The organism is Pseudomonas sp. NY15463 (assembly GCF_048068415.1).
GTDB lineage: Bacteria > Pseudomonadota > Gammaproteobacteria > Pseudomonadales > Pseudomonadaceae > Aquipseudomonas > Aquipseudomonas mosselii_C.
In genome coordinates, this window is sequence record NZ_JBLUQD010000003.1 from 394390 (window position 1) to 411116 (window position 16727).

Sequence of the window (16727 nt, forward strand, 5' to 3'; positions counted from 1 at the left end):
AAAAGCAGGCACATTGAACCCACACAGGCCAGACACAGCACAGGAGCCGCTTCCATGAGCCTCAAACTCGGCGACATCGCCCCCGATTTCGAACAGGATTCCAGCGTCGGCAAGATCCGCTTCCACGAATGGCTGGGCAACAGCTGGGGCGTGCTGTTCTCTCACCCGGCCGACTTCACCCCGGTGTGCACCACCGAGCTGGGCCTGACCGCCAAGCTCAAGGACGACTTCGCCAAGCGCGGCGTGAAAGCCATCGCCCTGTCGGTGGACCCGGTGGATTCGCACCACAAGTGGATCGATGACATCAACGAGACCCAGAACACCGTGGTCAACTTCCCGATCATCGCCGACGCCGATCGCAAGGTGTCCGACCTGTACGATCTGATCCACCCCAATGCCAGCGACACCCTGACCGTGCGCTCGCTGTTCGTCATCGACCCGAACAAGAAGGTACGCCTGACGATCACCTATCCGGCCAGCACCGGGCGCAACTTCAATGAAATCCTGCGGGTGATCGACTCGCTGCAACTGACCGACAACTACAAGGTCGCCACGCCAGGCAACTGGCAGGACGGCGACGAGGTGGTGATCGTGCCGTCGCTCAAGGATGAAGACGAAATCAAGCAGCGCTTCCCGAAAGGCTACCGGGCAGTGAAACCGTATCTGCGGTTGACCCCGCAACCGAACCGTTGATGTATTCCTCGTTGTAGTGCTCTTAGCCATAGCAGGGATTTTCGGGCCGTTTCGACGGCCTTTTTTTTGAGCGGCAAGTGTTGAGCGGCAAGCGGCAAGCTGCCCTGCTTTTTCTTGCAGCTTACAGCTTGCAGCTAATAGCTCAAAAAAGAATAAACAAATGAAAAAATATGATTTCTAGATATATGTGATGAGCTGTTAATGTCAGTTCCATCCAGCGGGGCCAACCCCTCGCGGCCCTGCAAACGAATCGAAGGAAGCGCTTTCAATGTTGGTTGTTTCTGTCGGTGGTAGCCCTAGCCTTCGTTCACGCTCCGGCGTGTTGCTCGAACATTCGCGCGACTGGCTGCAAGAGCGTGGCGTGGAGGTGGTGACCTTCCAGGTGCGCGAGTTCAGTGCCGAAGATTTGCTCCACGCGCGCTTCGACAGCCCGCAGGTGCGCCATTTCAATGAACTGGTCGCCCAGGCCGATGGCCTGCTGGTCGCAACGCCCGTGTACAAGGCATCGTTCGCCGGTGCCCTGAAGACCCTGCTTGACCTGCTGCCTGAGCGCGCCCTGGAGCACAAGGTCGTGCTGCCCATCGCCACTGGCGGCAGCATCGCCCACATGCTCGCCGTGGATTACGCCCTCAAGCCGGTGCTGTCGGCACTCAAGGCGCAGGAGACCCTGCAAGGGATCTTCGCCGACGACAGCCAGATCGCCTATGGCGAAGGGCGCACGCCCGCGCAACTTGCCCCGGCGCTGGAGCAGCGCCTGCTGGATTCGCTGGAAACCTTCCACAGCGCGCTGGCCCGCCGACCCAAACCGGTCGCACCGGGCGTGCTCAACGAACGCCTGCTCAGTGCCCGCTGGAGCATCTGAGCCACCCGCTTCACTGTTTTTCCACCTTACTCGCCCGTCAACGAGGCAAGCAGGTGCTACCCGAACCCACTCGCACAGGAGAGCGCCATGCGCACAGTCTTCTTGCGTCGCGGTCTGGTCGCCCTGTTTGCGGCGGCTGTGTCCTTCGGCGCCATCACCCAAGCCCAGGCCGAGAGCCTGCGCATCGGTTACCAGAAATACGGCACCCTGGTGCTGCTCAAGGCCAAAGGCTCGCTGGAACAGCGCCTCAAAGCCCAGGGCATCGACGTGCAATGGACCGAGTTCCCCGGTGGCCCGCAACTGCTCGAAGGCCTCAACGTCGGTTCCATCGACTTCGGCGTAACCGGTGAGACGCCACCGGTATTCGCCCAGGCCGCTGGCGCCGATCTGCTCTACGTCGCCTATGAGCCGCCTGCCCCGCACAGCGAGGCGATTCTGGTGCCGAAGGGCTCGAGCATCCAGTCAGTAAAAGAACTCAAGGGCAAGAAAGTCGCCCTGAACAAAGGCTCCAACGTGCACTACCTGCTGGTGCGTGCCCTGGAGGACGCGGGCCTGAAGTACAGCGACATCCAGCCTGTGTACCTGCCGCCTGCCGACGCTCGCGCCGCCTTTGAGCGTGGCAGTGTCGACGCCTGGGTGATCTGGGACCCGTACCAGGCTGCCGCCGAACAGCAACTCCAGGCGCGCACCCTGCGTGACGGCAAGGGCCTGGTGGATAACCACCAGTTCTACCTGGCCACGCGCAGCTACGCGACCCAGCACCCGGCGGTGGTCAGTGCGCTGATCGATGAAGTGCGCGCCGTGGGCCAGTGGTCCCAGGCCAACCCGCAGCAGGTCACCGCGCAGGTCGCGCCACTGTTGGGCCTGCCCGCTGACATCACCCTCACGTCGGTGAAGCGCCAAGGCTACGGTGCCGCTCCACTGACCCCCGAGGTCATCGCTGCGCAGCAGAAGATCGCCGACACCTTCCAGGCCCTAAAGCTGATTCCCAAGCCCTTGAGCATCAAGGACGTGATCTGGACACCCCCGGCCAAGGTCGCCAGCGCGCCTTGAACCCTTCGCCAGCGCCGGGGCGCGGCCCCGGCCTTGAGCCACCCTTGAGGAGACAACTCCAATGAGCCTGAACATCTTCTGGTTTCTTCCCACCCACGGTGACGGCAAGTACCTGGGTACCAACGAAGGCGCCCGCGCCGTCGACCACGGCTACTTGTCGCAGATCGCACAAGCCGCTGACCGCCTCGGTTTCGGTGGCGTGCTGATCCCCACTGGGCGTTCCTGCGAGGACTCCTGGCTGGTCGCCGCCTCGCTGATCCCGGTGACCGAACGCCTGAAATTCCTGGTGGCGTTGCGCCCCGGCATCATTTCGCCGACCGTGGCTGCGCGCCAGGCCGCTACCCTGGACCGGCTGTCCAACGGTCGTGCACTGTTCAATCTGGTGACCGGTGGCGACCCGGACGAGCTGGCCGGTGACGGTCTGCACCTGAACCATCAGGAACGCTACGAAGCCTCCGTCGAGTTCACCCGCATCTGGCGCAAGGTGCTGGAAGGCGAAGTGGTCGACTACGATGGCAAGCATATCCAGGTCAAGGGCGCCAAACTGCTCTACCCGCCGATCCAGCAACCGCGCCCGCCGCTGTACTTCGGCGGCTCGTCTGACGCCGCGCAGGACCTGGCCGCCGAACAGGTCGAGCTGTACCTGACCTGGGGCGAGCCGCCAGCGGCCGTTGCCGAAAAAATCGCCCAGGTGCGTGAGAAAGCCGCCGCCCAAGGCCGCGAAGTGCGCTTCGGCATCCGCCTGCATGTGATCGTGCGCGAAACCAACGAAGAGGCCTGGGCCGCCGCCGACAAGCTGATCTCGCACCTGGACGACGACACCATCGCGCGTGCCCAGGCATCGCTGGCGCGCTTCGACTCGGTGGGCCAGCAGCGCATGGCCGCATTGCACAACGGCAATCGCGACAAACTCGAAGTCAGCCCCAACCTGTGGGCCGGCGTCGGTCTGGTGCGCGGTGGTGCCGGTACCGCGCTGGTTGGCGATGGCCCGACCGTCGCCGCGCGGGTCAAGGAATACGCAGCCCTGGGCATCGATACCTTCATCTTCTCCGGCTACCCGCACCTGGAAGAGTCGTACCGCGTGGCCGAGCTGCTGTTCCCGCACCTGGACGTCAATCGTCCCGAGCAACCCAAGACAGGCGGTTATGTGAGCCCGTTCGGCGAGATGGTCGCCAACGATATTTTGCCTAAAGCCGTGTCGCAGAGCTGAGGACTGGGTCATGAGTCGTGCAACTTCAACCACCTGGCCCAAGCGCCTGGCGCCGTGGGCCCTGCCACTGCTGTTGCTGGCGGTATGGCAACTGGCGGTCAGCGTGGGCTGGCTATCGACCCGCATCCTGCCAGCGCCGAGCGCGGTGGTCAGCGCCGGCATCGAGCTGGTGCGCAGCGGCGATATCTGGACCCACTTGGCCATCAGCGGCTGGCGGGCCGGTGTGGGCTTTCTGATCGGCGGCAGCATCGGCCTGTTGCTGGGCTTCATCACCGGGTTGTCGAACTGGGGCGAACGCCTGCTCGACAGCTCGGTGCAGATGATTCGCAACGTGCCGCACCTGGCGCTGATCCCGCTGGTGATCCTGTGGTTCGGTATCGATGAGTCAGCGAAGATCTTCCTGGTGGCGCTGGGGACCCTGTTCCCGATCTACCTCAACACCTACCACGGCATTCGCAACGTCGATCCGGCGCTGGTGGAGATGGCGCGCAGCTATGGGCTGTCGGGCTTCTCGCTGTTCCGCCAGGTGATCCTGCCGGGGGCGCTGCCTTCGATCCTGGTGGGCGTGCGCTTTGCCCTGGGCTTCATGTGGCTGACCCTGATCGTCGCCGAGACCATTTCGGCCAGCGCCGGCATTGGCTACCTGGCCATGAACGCCCGTGAGTTCCTGCAAACCGATGTGGTGGTACTGGCCATCGTGCTGTACGCCGTGCTCGGCAAACTGGCCGACCTGGCCGCCCGTGGCCTGGAACGTGTGTGGCTGCGCTGGCACCCGGCGTACCAGGTGGCGAAGAAGGAGGGCGCATGATGACCGTGCTCAAGGAACAGCCGCCGCGCCTGCTGCGAGGCATCCCGTTGGCCGCCAACGGCCTGCGCAAGACCTTCGGTCAGCGTGACGTGTTGCGTGGTATCGACCTGCACATCCCGGCCGGGCAGTTCGTGGCCATCGTCGGGCGCAGTGGCTGCGGCAAGAGCACCTTGCTGCGTCTGTTGGCTGGCCTCGACCAGCCCAGCGCCGGCGAGCTGTTGGCCGGTGCAGCGGCGCTGGCCGATGCCCGCGAGGAAACCCGCCTGATGTTCCAGGACGCCCGCCTGCTGCCTTGGAAGAAGGTGATCGATAACGTCGGCCTGGGCTTGTCCGGCGACTGGCGCAAGCGTGCGCTGGATGCTCTGGAAGCCGTCGGCCTGGCGGATCGCGCCGACGAATGGCCGGCCGCGTTGTCGGGTGGCCAGAAGCAGCGCGTGGCCCTGGCCCGTGCGCTGATCCATCAGCCGCGCCTGCTGCTGCTGGACGAACCGCTGGGTGCGCTGGATGCCCTGACCCGTATCGAGATGCAGCAACTGATCGAGCGCCTGTGGCGCCAGCATGGCTTCACCGTGCTGCTGGTCACCCACGATGTCAGTGAGGCTGTCGCCGTGGCCGACCGGGTGATTTTGATCGAGGACGGCGCCGTTGGCCTGGACCTCTCGGTCGACCTGCCCCGACCCCGGGCGCGTGGTTCGCACCGCCTGGCCGCGCTGGAAAGCGAAGTGCTCAACCGTGTTCTGTCCGCGCCGGGCACCCCGCCCGAGCCGGAACCTGTAGCCCCTTTGCCCACGCAATTGCGTTGGGCCCACTGAACCCCCGAAGCCAATAGAGAAGGAACCACACCATGACCATCAAAGCCATCAACGTGCGCAACCAGTTCAAAGGCACCGTGAAGGAAATCCTCGAAGGTCCGGTACTGTCGGAAATCGACGTACAGACCGCCTCCGGTATCGTCACTTCGGTGATCACCACCCGCTCGGTGAAAGAGCTGGAGTTGCAGGTGGGCAGCGAAGTCATCGCCTTCGTTAAATCCACCGAAGTGTCGATTGCCAAGCTGTAAGACTGATTCCCCTGGGCTGCTCAGCCGCCCAGGGGAATGTCACCTTACGCCGGCGGACGCAGGTTGCCGAACAGCTGGTTAGCTTGCGTTTCGCTCATGCTGCCACGCCACGCGCCTGCACCCAGGTCGCGCTCGCTTGCAAGCTTCAGATGACCGGCTTCGAGCCGGTTGAAGCCTTGTGTGGGCCGTTTGCGGAAGTGGAAGTGCGCGTACCACAGGGGCGATTGGGTCGCGCGATCACGAACCAGGTACTCCTCCAGGTACTCGGCAGGATTGCCCTGGCGGTCGAGCTTTGGCTTCAAGATACGCGACCAGGCCACCTCCACCGCCTGTTGCTCCAGCAGATAATGCAGGTGTGCGACCGTTGGCTTGCCAGTTGCCTTGGTCTGCGCGGTGCGCAACTGACGGCCCAGCGTCTGCATGTGCCCGGCGGCAGCGTCCAGTCGCTGTGTGAGTGCGTGCTGTTCGGCTGTGATCGCGCTACCGGCTTTGCGCCGGACTTGGCCGGCGATGAAGCGCAGTTGTTCGGCGTGCCCCTGAGCGATGTCCTCCAAGTCGACGGGAATGGCTTCAGGCGTCTGGTATTGACGTAACTTGGCCTGCTGCTTTGGAAGATCGTCCAGCCGCGCAGTCGCGGAGTCGACGAGTTGCTGCAGTGTCTCGGTCGGGGCTGCGCGTTCTGGCGTGGAGGGCTGCCACAGGTTTGCCTCGTTCCTGACGTAGATGCGATGTGGTCGATCGGAGTGCGGCTGGTTGATACGCATGCTGAGCTGTCCGCCCTCGACGTGCTCGCGGCCGATCATCGGCCCTTCCACCGTTTCGAACAGACGTGGCCGGCTGACAGCGGGACCGGGCCGAGTGGCTGGGCGTTGGCGTGCGGCGGTGGCTGCTGCCCTGTCGAGTGTGGCCTCGATTTCCTCTCCAATCTTGCGCAGTAGCTGGCGTAACGCCAGAACTTCATTGGGCGCCAGCAAGTCATGGAAGTTGTCCTCCCAAGCTGTGAGGTGGCTCAGGAAGCGCGCATATTGGCGTTGCGCACTGCTGAGGAAGTTGCGCTCCTGGGTCCGACTGAGATTGGCTTTAGGCAGAGCAAAGTGACTGTAGAGCGTATTTTGCAATACGGCGCCGTGCTCTATGAAATGCGTCAGGAATGCACTTGCCTGGAAATGCTCAACGGCATTTGCATGGAGCAATGTCATCGACAGGAATGACGCCCTGAGCAATTGGACATTGGTGATATCCAGCGTCAACCCAGTTTTCGAGACCCTCTGGAGGTATTCAGTCAAGGCTTTACCCTGCAAGGTCTTGCACCTCGCGTGATGGCGGATTGCCAAGCGTTCTATTTCCGTGAGGGTCGCGATCACCTCCTGATTCGCAAGCAGGCTGTCCTGTGTCACGCGCTTGCGCGTGGTCGCCGACGGCAAAGTGTCTTGCAGGGCCTGTAATGCGTTGCTTGCGAGCTCGCTCTGCTGCGTGCTGAGGACCAGGCGTTCCGATGCACGACGCATCTGTGCCTCGCTCATCTCACTGATATTCGCCTCGCACAATGATTTGAAGGTGGCGTAATCCGTTCTTTTCAGGGTCGCGCGTTGCTCTTGCAGCCGAGCAATGCTGCGCGAGTTGAATTCGATGCTACGTTCGAACTCATCATTCAACTGCTGGCGGGCCCCGGCAAGCGCCACCCGCTGTGCATCGTCCGGATGTGCGCCCTCGACCACCGCTTGAAGCGCGGAGCGGTAGTTCGCGTGCTTGGTTTGCAAGCGCGCTCTGATGCGTACCAACTCGTCATTGATGTCGTGCGCCAGTTCAATTCCGGTCAGTTGCCGGGGCTGGCGGCGCAGTAGCTGGCGCCAGTAGGCGATGCCCTGGTCGTATAGTGTGGTCAGCACGCCGCCCCCTCCTTGCAGACCGTTATCGACCAGCAGCCCGTTGAGCCTGCCCGGCGTCTCCCACGCACCTTGCTCACTCAGCCGCACCGGTTGGCGATAGGTGCGCAGGCCCTGGGGCTTGAGCCGCCAGGTGGCGTAGGTAGGGTCCCAATCGACGGCATACCAGGTATTGCTGCGTAGGATGTAGTGTTGTTGGGTGGCGGTGTGTTCGAACACGCCTGCCCCTTGTGCCAGTGTGGAGCGCAGCATCGGGCCGGCTGGCAGTTCGGCTTCATAGCCGATGAACGGGCTGGGGGGTGTCTTGCGCACCTCGCTCACTGGCGTGAGCAGCGTCTGGCGTTGGCGTTGGCGTGTCAGCAGGTGCGCCGTGCTTGCAGGCTGGCCAGGGTTGCTCGCCAAGGGGGCGAGGGTGAGGATGGCGTCGCTCAGCGACTGCAACAGGCTGACCAGGTGTTGCAGGCCTGCTTCAGTACTGCCATTGCCGAACGCCTTGACTGCCGCGGTCGCCGCCTGCCAGCCGTCGTAGAGCGATAAGGCCGTACCTGCGCCGGGCACCATGCCGAGCGCCAACCTCAGGCCGAGGAAGAAGTAATGGTCGAATACCTCCGGCGCCGCCAAGGCCATATCGGCCTGGCTGCGCGATGAGTCGCGATGACTGCGCAGCAGCTCACCCATCTCCAGGCGAGACTCATAGGTTGGCAAGCTTTCAGTGCGGGTTGAGCCCAGCGCGATGAACGACCTGAAGCCATTTGCCAAGGCCATCTCGATGTACTTTTCGTTCTCGCCAGGAGTGCCGGACTGGGTCTTGTCCGCCAGATAGCGGGCCATCTGCGGATCCAGCGCCATGTCTTGCAGTGCCTCGCATGCCTCGCCAGGGCTGGGATACTGGCTGATCACCTGGCCATTGGGTGCCTCTGGCAGGTACAACAGCACTGGGGTGTGCTCTTCATTGATGACCGTGATGCCAGACAACCCCACTCGATCGGTGGAGCCGTCGGCGGCAATGCCCGGCCTTAGTTCAAGGGTGTGGTAGGTGATTGTTCTGGCCACGCTGGCATCGACCTGCTCGCGGCAGAATGTTTCCAGCAGTCGCTGGCCATCGGCGTCGAGTGTGCTCGGCCTGCTCAGAGCCAACAGCCGCAGGCGATGCTCGTAAGGCCTGCGCAAGGTTTCCTGGCGCCATTGCGCCTGCCAGGCCGTCTCTTGCGCGAAGCCCAGGTAGGCATTGACGATGCGCGTCTCATAGCGGCCGGCGGTATCCAGCTCGGTGATCAGCGATGCCAAGTAGGCTGACGTGAGCTCGCGCTCCAGGACGGGATTCGCTGGGTCCAACTTGACCTTGGCATTGGCCAGCCTCAAGCGGCGGCTGTCATCCAGCGCCGTCAGCATGAAAGCCTCCAGGGCAATATCATGGCGCGTCTCACTGAAGACTGGTACATCTCTGGACGCTGCACCCATTCCCGACTGGCCGCTCACCACTTTCTTCAGCGTGACGCTGTCAGCAATGTCCAAGGTGATCCGTGGTATAGCCGGTACGCCGAACGCTTTGCGTAAATGGTCATTCAACAAGTGCAGGGTGAACTGACTGCGCGATGGCAGGCTCCAAGTGAGCAAGTCGGCAGAGGCATGCAGCGCGCTTCGTAGCGAGTCGACCTCGGTCGCCAGCTCCGCGAGTTGCTCGGTGCCGAGGTGCTGCAACGGCGCGAGTTGTTCCTGAATATGGCTGCTGCGGTTGGCTTGCGCCAAGCGCGCGAAGGCAACGGCCCTGGCGCGGTTTTCGCTGACACACAGGCGCTGTCGGGCGAGTTCCCGGGACGTCTCGGCAGGCAACGCGGTGACGATGGCCCCTACGCAATGCTCCATGAAGTCCGAGACGATGACCGGATGATTGAAGGCCAGCGGTGTATCTTGGGTGAGTAGCGCCTGCAGCTGTGTGTCGTCGAGCGTGGCTGTTTCCAACAGCGCATCGGGCCAGGCACCGTGCAAGGTCAGTTGCAGGCTGTGGACAAGGGCCGCTTCGTCTTCGAAGGCCATCAGCCCGCCGCGTTGCCCTGGACGGTATAGCAGCACCGATTGCAGCGGATCTTCCTCGTCTTCCTCAGGCAATGCACGGAATGTCATGTAGCCGTTCAGTGGCCATGTACGGTCGCCGCTGACCAGTTCCAGGGCGCAGGCTTGCACAGAGCGTTGCAGGCTTTGCCCAGGTCTCTCGACGAGCTGTTCGACCCACTCCAGATGAGCGTCGGACAGCTCGCCCAGTGCATGCTGTATACGGGCTTCGAGCAGTAAGGCCTGAACCAGGCGCTGGTTGATCGTCGCAAGGTGCGCTTGCAGGCTATCAGCGGTCACTGGCTCGGCCAGTTCGAGCAGGTCGATGTCCTGTGCGTCCTGCAGTTGGTCCAGCGCGGTCTGATGCTCACGCAGCGCGCTGAGCTTGGTCGACGAAGGATCACTTTCCCCGTCGAGATGCGCCTCCAGCAGGGCCTCCTGGCGCTCGACCTGCTGCTCGCGCCATCCGACGGGCAGGTGCGTGGGCAGACAGGCAAAATGGATCTCTTCCTCCGCCAGTGCGCTATCGTTGGCCATCACCTCTTCGATGCTGGTCTCAAGCGTGGCAGATATGTTCTGGCGAACGATTTCCTGGCGTTGCGCTTCCCAGGCTTGCAGCGTTGACCAGTCCAGCGGGCCGGTTTCGCTTTGCAGGCAGATCTGGTGCAGATGATGGTCGGCGATCTCCTGCTGCTGGCGCTGGGTTTCTTCTATCAGGGCCGCGAAGCCGTCGGTTTGCAGTTCGGTGATCAGCACATCGTCCAGGCTGCCATCGGTGAGGGGCGAGCGCGGGTCTGACCAGAACGTGAAGCGGTTTTCGAACACCCAACTGCGCAAGCGCTTTAGGTCATCGAATGCCAGCACATGGGTGGACAGCGACGGTAGGTAGGCCAGCCAGCCCGTTTGCCCTGTCTGCGGGGCGATCAGCAGGGCGAACGTACTGGTCAGCTTGGTGCCTGCTGGGAGTCGCCACTGCAACTGCGCATAGTTCGGCGCAGCTTCTCGGCCTTGCAGCCAGCGCTGGGTATCCAAGCTACCCAGTCCGTAGGCCAGGTTCAGGCTGTTGCTGAAATGCTGGCGCAACAGCTCGCAGGCGTGGGCGTGGCGTGAAACGAAAGTGCCCGGCATGCGTGCTTCCCAGTAATCGCGCTGGGCCTGCAAGTTCGTGCCAGTCACCCGAGGGCCAAGCTCTCTTGCCCAGTCCGCGGCGCTCATGCGAGCTTGTGCTTGGGTGTCGGCGAAACCCCAGGTCGACCAGCCCATGAAGGCATTGGCCGCCACTGGACTGGCCATGAGGCGGGCGGCGAACGTCAGCAGGGTCACTTGGCTGTCCGCGTGGCGCAGGCCGCAATGGGTCGGGTCCATCTGCAGATGGGTTTGCAGCTTGTCGTGCAGCGTCTGGCGCAGGCTGGGCGCTAGATTGAACAGGCGACGCAGTTGACTGGCGCTGTCCTGCAAGGGTTGGCGAACGGCGGCGAGCAGGTTGCCCTTGCCGGCCAGTTGCGGGCGCAGGACGGTGTCGTCGTTGATGGCGAGTGTCTTGAGGTCGAGCGGGTTGGATTCTGCCGAGGGCATGGATGATGATCCCTTCAAGGACGGTGGGTGGAGCCACCATTGAAGAGATTCAGGCGCGCCAGAAGGCGGTAGAAATATATGCTCAGTTGTTACGGCGCAGGGGTAGGAAGGGCGGTAGGTAAAGTGACAGGTAGGCTTCGAACACGCGCATGCCTTCTTCTGCCATGCGCGGCGTGATCTGCTCGAACAGCTGCATGGAGCGGGCGTAGACGCGGTCGCTCAGTTCCATGGCCAGGGCGAACACATCGACGTCACGCGGCATCGTGGGCAAGTCGAAGTGCTGTGCGAACAGGCTGTGCATCAGCTCACCGAGTTCCATGTCGTGCTGGCGGTCGGCCTGCACCACCTCGCTCAGTCCATGCTGGGCAAGGATCAACTGCCGTGCGGCGGCGTCTTCGTTGTAGATGGCCAGCATGCGCTGTTCGATCAGCCGCGACAGGCCGTGCCAGGTATCGAACGCTGTGTTGTCGATCGGCGCACTCAAAGCCTCGCGGAAGGCCCGGTGCACATCGGCAGTCAGTGCCTCCAGCAGGGCGGGTACGCTCGCAAAGAAGTGATACACCGACGACGGTGGAATCTGTGCTCGCTCGGCGACGCTGTAGATCGACAAGCCTGCCACCCCTTGCCCGGCCAGTAGCTCGCGCGCCGCCGCCAGGATCGCATCGATCCTGGCCTGGCTGCTGGCGCGCGGTTTGCGCGAGGTGACGGGACGGTTCATCAGTTGCTGATGGCCAGGATACTGGCCTGATAGGCACCGACGAACAGGTCGAAATCACCGACTTCTTCCTGCTCCAGCTCCGTTTGCTTGGCCAGCGACTCGCGGGCCAGGGTCTCGAAGGCCTGTTGCTGCTCGACGCTCAGCGGTTGCTCACGGAAGGTCTCGGCGTGCAGACGGCTCTGGCGCAGCGAGAACTGCACGAAGGTCTCGTCGTGTTCGGTCATGCGTGCCAACACCTGGGCGGAGGGCGTGAGCGCGGCGTCATCGACCTTGGCCTGTTGCGCTGCCAGGGCCCTGGCGTGGGCGTCGCTGCCTTGGGCACGGTCGAGCAGTTCGGCCAGCTGGCCGATACGCCCGATCAGTTCGCTGGCCCACTGCTTGAGTGCGACTGGCTGGCCATCACGCTGTAGCTCAAGGCCTGGGCGCCGGCCTTCCTTGACCACGGTGAGGAAGTTGTGGGTGCACTGGCCGCATTCACCGTTTTCCAGCGCGGGGCTTTGCTCCAGGGCGCAGAACAGCAGAAACGCGTCGAGGAAGCGCGCCTCGGTGAGGTCGATGCCCACCGGCAGGAACGGGTTGATGTCCAGGCAGCGTACCTCGACGTACTGCACGCCACGGGCGGTCAGCGCCTGGATTGGTCGCTCGCCGGTGTAGGTGACCCGCTTGGGGCGGATGTTCGAGTAGTACTCGTTCTCGATCTGCAGGATGTTGGTGTTCAGCTGTACCCACTCGCCATCCTTGTGCGTGCCGACCTCCACGTAAGGCGGGTAGGGCGTGCCCACGGCCTTGCGCAGGCTGTCGGTGTAGCTGGCGAGGTCGTTGTAGCAGGGCGTGAGGCCCGCCTGGGCGTTGCTCTGGTAGCCCAGGTCGCTCATGCGCAGGCTGGTGGCGTAGGGCAGGTAGAGCGTCTCGGCGTCCAGCTCCTCGAGCTGGTGCGCACGCCCGCGCAGGAAGCCTTTGTCCAGGGCGGGCGATGCGCCGAACAGGTACATCAGAAGCCAGCTGTAGCGGCGGAAGTTGCGGATCAGCGCGATGTAGGCCGAGGACTGGTAGTCGCGCACGTCCTGCTCGCTGCCCTCGGCTTGGCGCAGCAGGGGCCATAGCGCTTCGGGCAGCGAGAAGTTGTAATGGATGCCGGCGATGCACTGCATGGTGCGGCCGTAGCGCAGGGCCAGGCCCTTGCGGTACACGTGCTTGAGCTTGCCGATGTTCGATGTGCCGTACTCGGCGATCGGGATGTCCTCTTCGGCCGGCAGCGCGCAGGGCATCGACGGGCTCCACAGGTATTCGTCGCCAAGCTTGGTGTAGACGAAGCGGTGGATCTGTTCGAGGTTCTCGAGCACCTGGGCCGGGTCTGCCAGTGCTGGAGTGATGAACTCCAGCAGCGACTCGGAATAGTCGGTGGTGATTTGCTCGTTGGTCAGCGCCGAACCCAGGGCTTCGGGGTGCGGGGTCTGGGCCAGGCGACCTTCGTCGGTCACGCGTAGGCATTCGCGCTCAATGCCGTGCAGGCACTGCTTGAGCAGGTCGATATTGTCGCCGAGCAGGCTCAGGCGGCGGTTGAGGAGGTCGCTCAAGATGGATTCCTTCACGCGTCAGTCGCCCCAATATGGGGGTGGAGGTGACGGTCTACAAGGGTAGTTGGAAAAGGAACTGGCGTTGTCGCCTGGTTTACGCGGTTCCGTCGCATCCGATCGAGGGCAAGCCAGTTAAGGTTCATTGGGGCCGCGTTGCGCCCCTTCGCGGGTAAACCCGCCCCCTCAGGGACCGCGCCGCACTTGAGTTGAGCGCAGAACCTGTGTGAGCGGGTTTACCCGCGAAGGGCTGCAAAGCAGCCCCAATTGGCTTAACTGACTGGCTTTAGGGCTTGCCCTGTGATCAGGCGTGCAGCATGGCGTCGAAAATACCGCAGATGGGCCTCTGGCAGCTAGAGAACCGCGAAGGTTCCCTGCGCCTTGGCCACCCGCTTGTCGCCCTGAAACACGTCAGCGTCGACTACCAGTGTGCGGCGCCCGGCGTGCAGCACCTGGGCGATGCAGGTCACTTCGCCTTCGCTGACCGCGCGCAGGTAGTTGATCTTGCACTCGATGGTCACGCTTTGCTGGTCGAAACCATGGCTGGCCGAGCAGGCTAGGCCCATGGTGATGTCGACCAGGCTGAAGATCGCCCCGCCATGCAGCTTTTGCCCGCGGTTGCGCAACTGCGGCGTCAGCGCCAGGGCAACCTCGGCCACGCCGCTGTCCAGGCGTTGCAGGCGGCAGCCCAGCAACTGGCTGAAGGCGCTCTCGACGTATTCCTTCGGAACGTCCATTACTTCTTCTTCAACTGCTTGGCATTGGCGAACAGCGCGGCCATGGCATTGTTGGCCGGCGCGGCGGTGGCGGTTTCACGCGGGCGTTGCGCCTGTGGTTGGCGATTGCCAGCGTTGCCACCGCGGGTGCCGCCACGGTTACCCTCGACCTTCTCGCCGGGAGTGTCGCTCATGCGCATCGACAGACCCACGCGCTTGCGCGGGATATCCACTTCCATGACCTTGACCTTGACCACGTCGCCGGCCTTGACCGCTTCACGCGGGTCTTTGACGAACTTCTCCGACAGCGCCGAGATGTGCACCAAGCCGTCCTGATGCACGCCGATGTCGACGAAAGCGCCGAAGTTGGTGACGTTGGTCACCACGCCTTCGAGGATCATGCCCGGCTCCAGGTCCTTGAGGTCTTCGACGCCGTCCTGGAAGGTCGCGGTCTTGAACTCCGGGCGCGGGTCGCGGCCTGGCTTGTCGAGTTCCTGCAGGATGTCGGTAACGGTCGGCAGGCCGAACGTCTCGTCGGTGAACGTTTTCGGGTCCAGGCGCTTGAGGAAGCTGCTGTCGCCGATCAGCGAGCGGATGTCGCGCTGGGTATCGGCGGCGATGCGTTGTACCAGCGGGTAGGCCTCGGGGTGCACGGCCGAGGCATCGAGCGGGTTGTCGCCGTTCATCACGCGCAGGAAGCCTGCGGCCTGCTCGAAGGTCTTCTCGCCCAGGCGGCTGACTTTTTTCAGTGCTGCGCGGGTGGCGAACGGACCGTTGGCGTCGCGGTGCGCGACGATATTCTGCGCCAGGGTGGCGTTCAGGCCCGAGATGCGCGTCAGCAGCGCCACCGAGGCTGTGTTGACGTCCACGCCCACGGCGTTCACACAGTCCTCGACTACAGCGTCCAGGCCCCGCGCCAGCTTCACCTGAGACACATCATGCTGGTATTGGCCCACGCCGATGGATTTTGGGTCGATCTTCACCAACTCGGCCAGCGGGTCCTGCAAACGACGGGCAATCGACACCGCGCCACGGATCGATACGTCCAGGTCGGGGAATTCACGGGCAGCCAGCTCGGATGCCGAATACACCGAGGCGCCGGCCTCGGAGACCATGACCTTGGTGACTTTCAGCGCTGGATATTTTTTGACCAGTTCGCCGATCAGCTTGTCGCTTTCACGGCTGGCGGTGCCGTTGCCGATTGCGATCAGTTCGACCGAGTGCTTGGCGCACAGCGCGGCGAGGATCGAAAGGGTGCGGTCCCAGTCGTTCTTGGGCGCGTGCGGGTAGACCGTGGCATGGTCCAGCAGCTTGCCGGTGGCATCGACCACCGCCACCTTGCAGCCGGTCCGCAGGCCTGGGTCGAAGCCCAGCGTTGCGCGGGGGCCGGCGGGCGCGGCGAGCAGCAGGTCGTGCAGGTTGTGGGCGAAGACGTTGATCGCCTCGCCTTCGGCGTTGTCGCGCAGTTCGCCGAACAGGTCGGTCTCAAGGTGGGTGTACAGCTTGACCTTCCAGGTCCAGCGGACCACCTCGCCTAGCCACTTGTCGGCCGCACGGTTGCGGTTCTCGATCCCCACATGGTTGGCGATCATCAGCTCGCAGGGGTGCAGTGTGCCGGGCAACTCTTCGCCGACTTTGAGCGAGGCGCTCAGCACGCCTTCGTTGCGCCCACGGAAGATCGCCAGGGCGCGGTGTGACGGGGCGTTGCGCAGCAGTTCGTCATGCGCGAAGTAGTCGCGGAACTTGGCGCCTTCTTCTTCCTTGCCGGCTACCACACGGGCGCTGAGCACCGCTTCCTGCTTGAGGAAACCACGCAGCTTGTCGAGCAGGGCGGCGTCTTCGGCGAAGCGCTCCATGAGGATGTACTTGGCGCCTTCGAGGGCGGCTTTAACGTCAGCTATGCCTTTTTCGGCATCGACGAAACGCGCAGCTTCACTTTCCGGGGTCAGTTGCGGATCGTTGAACAGGCCGTCGGCCAACTCGCCAAGGCCCGCTTCCAGGGCGATCTGGCCCTTGGTGCGGCGTTTTTGCTTGTAGGGCAGGTAAAGGTCTTCGAGGCGGGTCTTGGTGTCGGCAAGCTTGATCTCGCGGGCCAGCTCCGGGGTGAGCTTGCCCTGTTCGTCGATGCTGGCCAGGATACTGGCGCGGCGCTCGTCGAGTTCGCGCAGGTAGCGCAGGCGCTCTTCCAGGTGGCGCAGCTGCGTGTCGTCCAGGCTGCCGGTCACTTCCTTGCGGTAACGGGCGATGAAGGGCACGGTCGAGCCTTCGTCCAACAGGCCCACGGCCGCCTCGACCTGCTGTGGGCGTACACCCAGTTCCTCGGCGATACGGCTGTTGATGCTGTCCATGTAAACCACCTGACAATTGTGAATACGAAGGTGCGCAGCGGGCTCGGGCGCCGGCGGCGCTGGATCAAAGCGGCGCATTATACCCATCGTGCCGGGGTTGCGGTGATGGCGCTGCGCCAGCCCTTTGCGGCGTGGAAGTGGCACCGCGGGAAAAATCTGCTAACAATGCACA

Annotated in this window: 12 protein-coding genes; 7 read left to right on the top strand and 5 right to left on the bottom strand. The window is 63.4% G+C overall.

Translation table 11 applies throughout. The features are described 5' to 3' along the window. Positions 1-54: 54 nt before the first annotated feature. From ACNFIC_RS09660 to ACNFIC_RS09690, 7 genes are all read left to right on the top strand, one after another. Positions 55-693 carry a peroxiredoxin gene (locus ACNFIC_RS09660; protein ID WP_138220539.1) on the top strand — a complete coding sequence of 213 codons (639 nt, stop codon included), beginning with the start codon at positions 55-57 and terminating at the stop codon, positions 691-693. Between the two features lie 268 nt (positions 694-961). Then, entirely contained in the window at positions 962-1555 is a 594-nt protein-coding gene (gene ssuE / locus ACNFIC_RS09665; protein ID WP_138220538.1) for an NADPH-dependent FMN reductase, read from the top strand. 87 nt (positions 1556-1642) lie between these two features. Beyond that, positions 1643-2608 carry a sulfonate ABC transporter substrate-binding protein gene (locus ACNFIC_RS09670; RefSeq protein WP_416780899.1) on the top strand — a complete coding sequence of 322 codons (966 nt, stop codon included), beginning with the start codon at positions 1643-1645 and terminating at the stop codon, positions 2606-2608. 61 nt (positions 2609-2669) lie between these two features. After that, positions 2670-3818 (top strand): FMNH2-dependent alkanesulfonate monooxygenase, encoded by a 1149-nt coding sequence (gene ssuD, locus ACNFIC_RS09675; RefSeq protein WP_138220536.1) that lies wholly within the window; start codon positions 2670-2672, stop codon positions 3816-3818. A gap of 10 nt (positions 3819-3828) precedes the next feature. Then, positions 3829-4626 carry an aliphatic sulfonate ABC transporter permease SsuC gene (gene ssuC, locus ACNFIC_RS09680; protein ID WP_138220535.1) on the top strand — a complete coding sequence of 266 codons (798 nt, stop codon included), beginning with the start codon at positions 3829-3831 and terminating at the stop codon, positions 4624-4626. Continuing rightward, positions 4626-5438, top strand: a complete 813-nt coding sequence (gene ssuB / locus ACNFIC_RS09685; RefSeq protein ID WP_138220579.1) for an aliphatic sulfonates ABC transporter ATP-binding protein — start codon at positions 4626-4628, stop codon at positions 5436-5438. Before ssuC ends, ssuB begins: the two co-directional genes overlap by 1 nt. A 32-nt stretch (positions 5439-5470) precedes the next feature. Then, positions 5471-5686 carry a TOBE domain-containing protein gene (locus ACNFIC_RS09690; RefSeq protein WP_008095172.1) on the top strand — a complete coding sequence of 72 codons (216 nt, stop codon included), beginning with the start codon at positions 5471-5473 and terminating at the stop codon, positions 5684-5686. 44 nt (positions 5687-5730) lie between these two features. Here the strand turns inward: ACNFIC_RS09690 and ACNFIC_RS09695 are convergent, their stop codons facing one another. The 5 genes from ACNFIC_RS09695 to ACNFIC_RS09715 form a co-directional block, all read right to left on the bottom strand. Continuing rightward, positions 5731-11199, bottom strand: coding sequence for a dermonecrotic toxin domain-containing protein (locus ACNFIC_RS09695; RefSeq protein ID WP_416780900.1), 5469 nt, complete (start codon positions 11197-11199; stop codon positions 5731-5733). 82 nt (positions 11200-11281) lie between these two features. Then, entirely contained in the window at positions 11282-11917 is a 636-nt protein-coding gene (locus ACNFIC_RS09700; RefSeq protein ID WP_138220533.1) for a TetR/AcrR family transcriptional regulator, read from the bottom strand. Beyond that, positions 11917-13494 (bottom strand): glutamate--cysteine ligase, encoded by a 1578-nt coding sequence (gene gshA, locus ACNFIC_RS09705; protein WP_171030977.1) that lies wholly within the window; start codon positions 13492-13494, stop codon positions 11917-11919. The genes ACNFIC_RS09700 and gshA overlap by 1 nt, the downstream gene beginning before the upstream one ends. Positions 13495-13844: 350 nt before the next feature. Next, entirely contained in the window at positions 13845-14228 is a 384-nt protein-coding gene (locus ACNFIC_RS09710) for a PaaI family thioesterase (RefSeq protein WP_138220531.1), read from the bottom strand. Next, positions 14228-16555: a Tex family protein gene (locus tag ACNFIC_RS09715; protein WP_138220530.1), complete on the bottom strand. Its 2328-nt coding sequence runs from the start codon at positions 16553-16555 to the stop codon at positions 14228-14230. Before ACNFIC_RS09715 ends, ACNFIC_RS09710 begins: the two co-directional genes overlap by 1 nt. Positions 16556-16727 lie beyond the last annotated feature (172 nt).

What these genes read in the sequence shown, in the direction of transcription:
- ACNFIC_RS09695 (WP_416780900.1), bottom strand. Translation starts at nt 11,199, where the DNA reads ATGCCCTCGGCAGAATCCAACCCGCTCGACCTCAAGACACTCGCCATC.
- ACNFIC_RS09710 (WP_138220531.1), bottom strand. Translation starts at nt 14,228, where the DNA reads ATGGACGTTCCGAAGGAATACGTCGAGAGCGCCTTCAGCCAGTTGCTG.
- ACNFIC_RS09660 (WP_138220539.1), top strand. Translation starts at nt 55, where the DNA reads ATGAGCCTCAAACTCGGCGACATCGCCCCCGATTTCGAACAGGATTCC.
- ACNFIC_RS09670 (WP_416780899.1), top strand. Translation starts at nt 1,643, where the DNA reads ATGCGCACAGTCTTCTTGCGTCGCGGTCTGGTCGCCCTGTTTGCGGCG.
- ssuD (WP_138220536.1), top strand. Translation starts at nt 2,670, where the DNA reads ATGAGCCTGAACATCTTCTGGTTTCTTCCCACCCACGGTGACGGCAAG.
- ssuC (WP_138220535.1), top strand. Translation starts at nt 3,829, where the DNA reads ATGAGTCGTGCAACTTCAACCACCTGGCCCAAGCGCCTGGCGCCGTGG.
- ssuE (WP_138220538.1), top strand. Translation starts at nt 962, where the DNA reads ATGTTGGTTGTTTCTGTCGGTGGTAGCCCTAGCCTTCGTTCACGCTCC.
- ssuB (WP_138220579.1), top strand. Translation starts at nt 4,626, where the DNA reads ATGACCGTGCTCAAGGAACAGCCGCCGCGCCTGCTGCGAGGCATCCCG.
- ACNFIC_RS09700 (WP_138220533.1), bottom strand. Translation starts at nt 11,917, where the DNA reads ATGAACCGTCCCGTCACCTCGCGCAAACCGCGCGCCAGCAGCCAGGCC.
- ACNFIC_RS09690 (WP_008095172.1), top strand. Translation starts at nt 5,471, where the DNA reads ATGACCATCAAAGCCATCAACGTGCGCAACCAGTTCAAAGGCACCGTG.
- ACNFIC_RS09715 (WP_138220530.1), bottom strand. Translation starts at nt 16,555, where the DNA reads ATGGACAGCATCAACAGCCGTATCGCCGAGGAACTGGGTGTACGCCCA.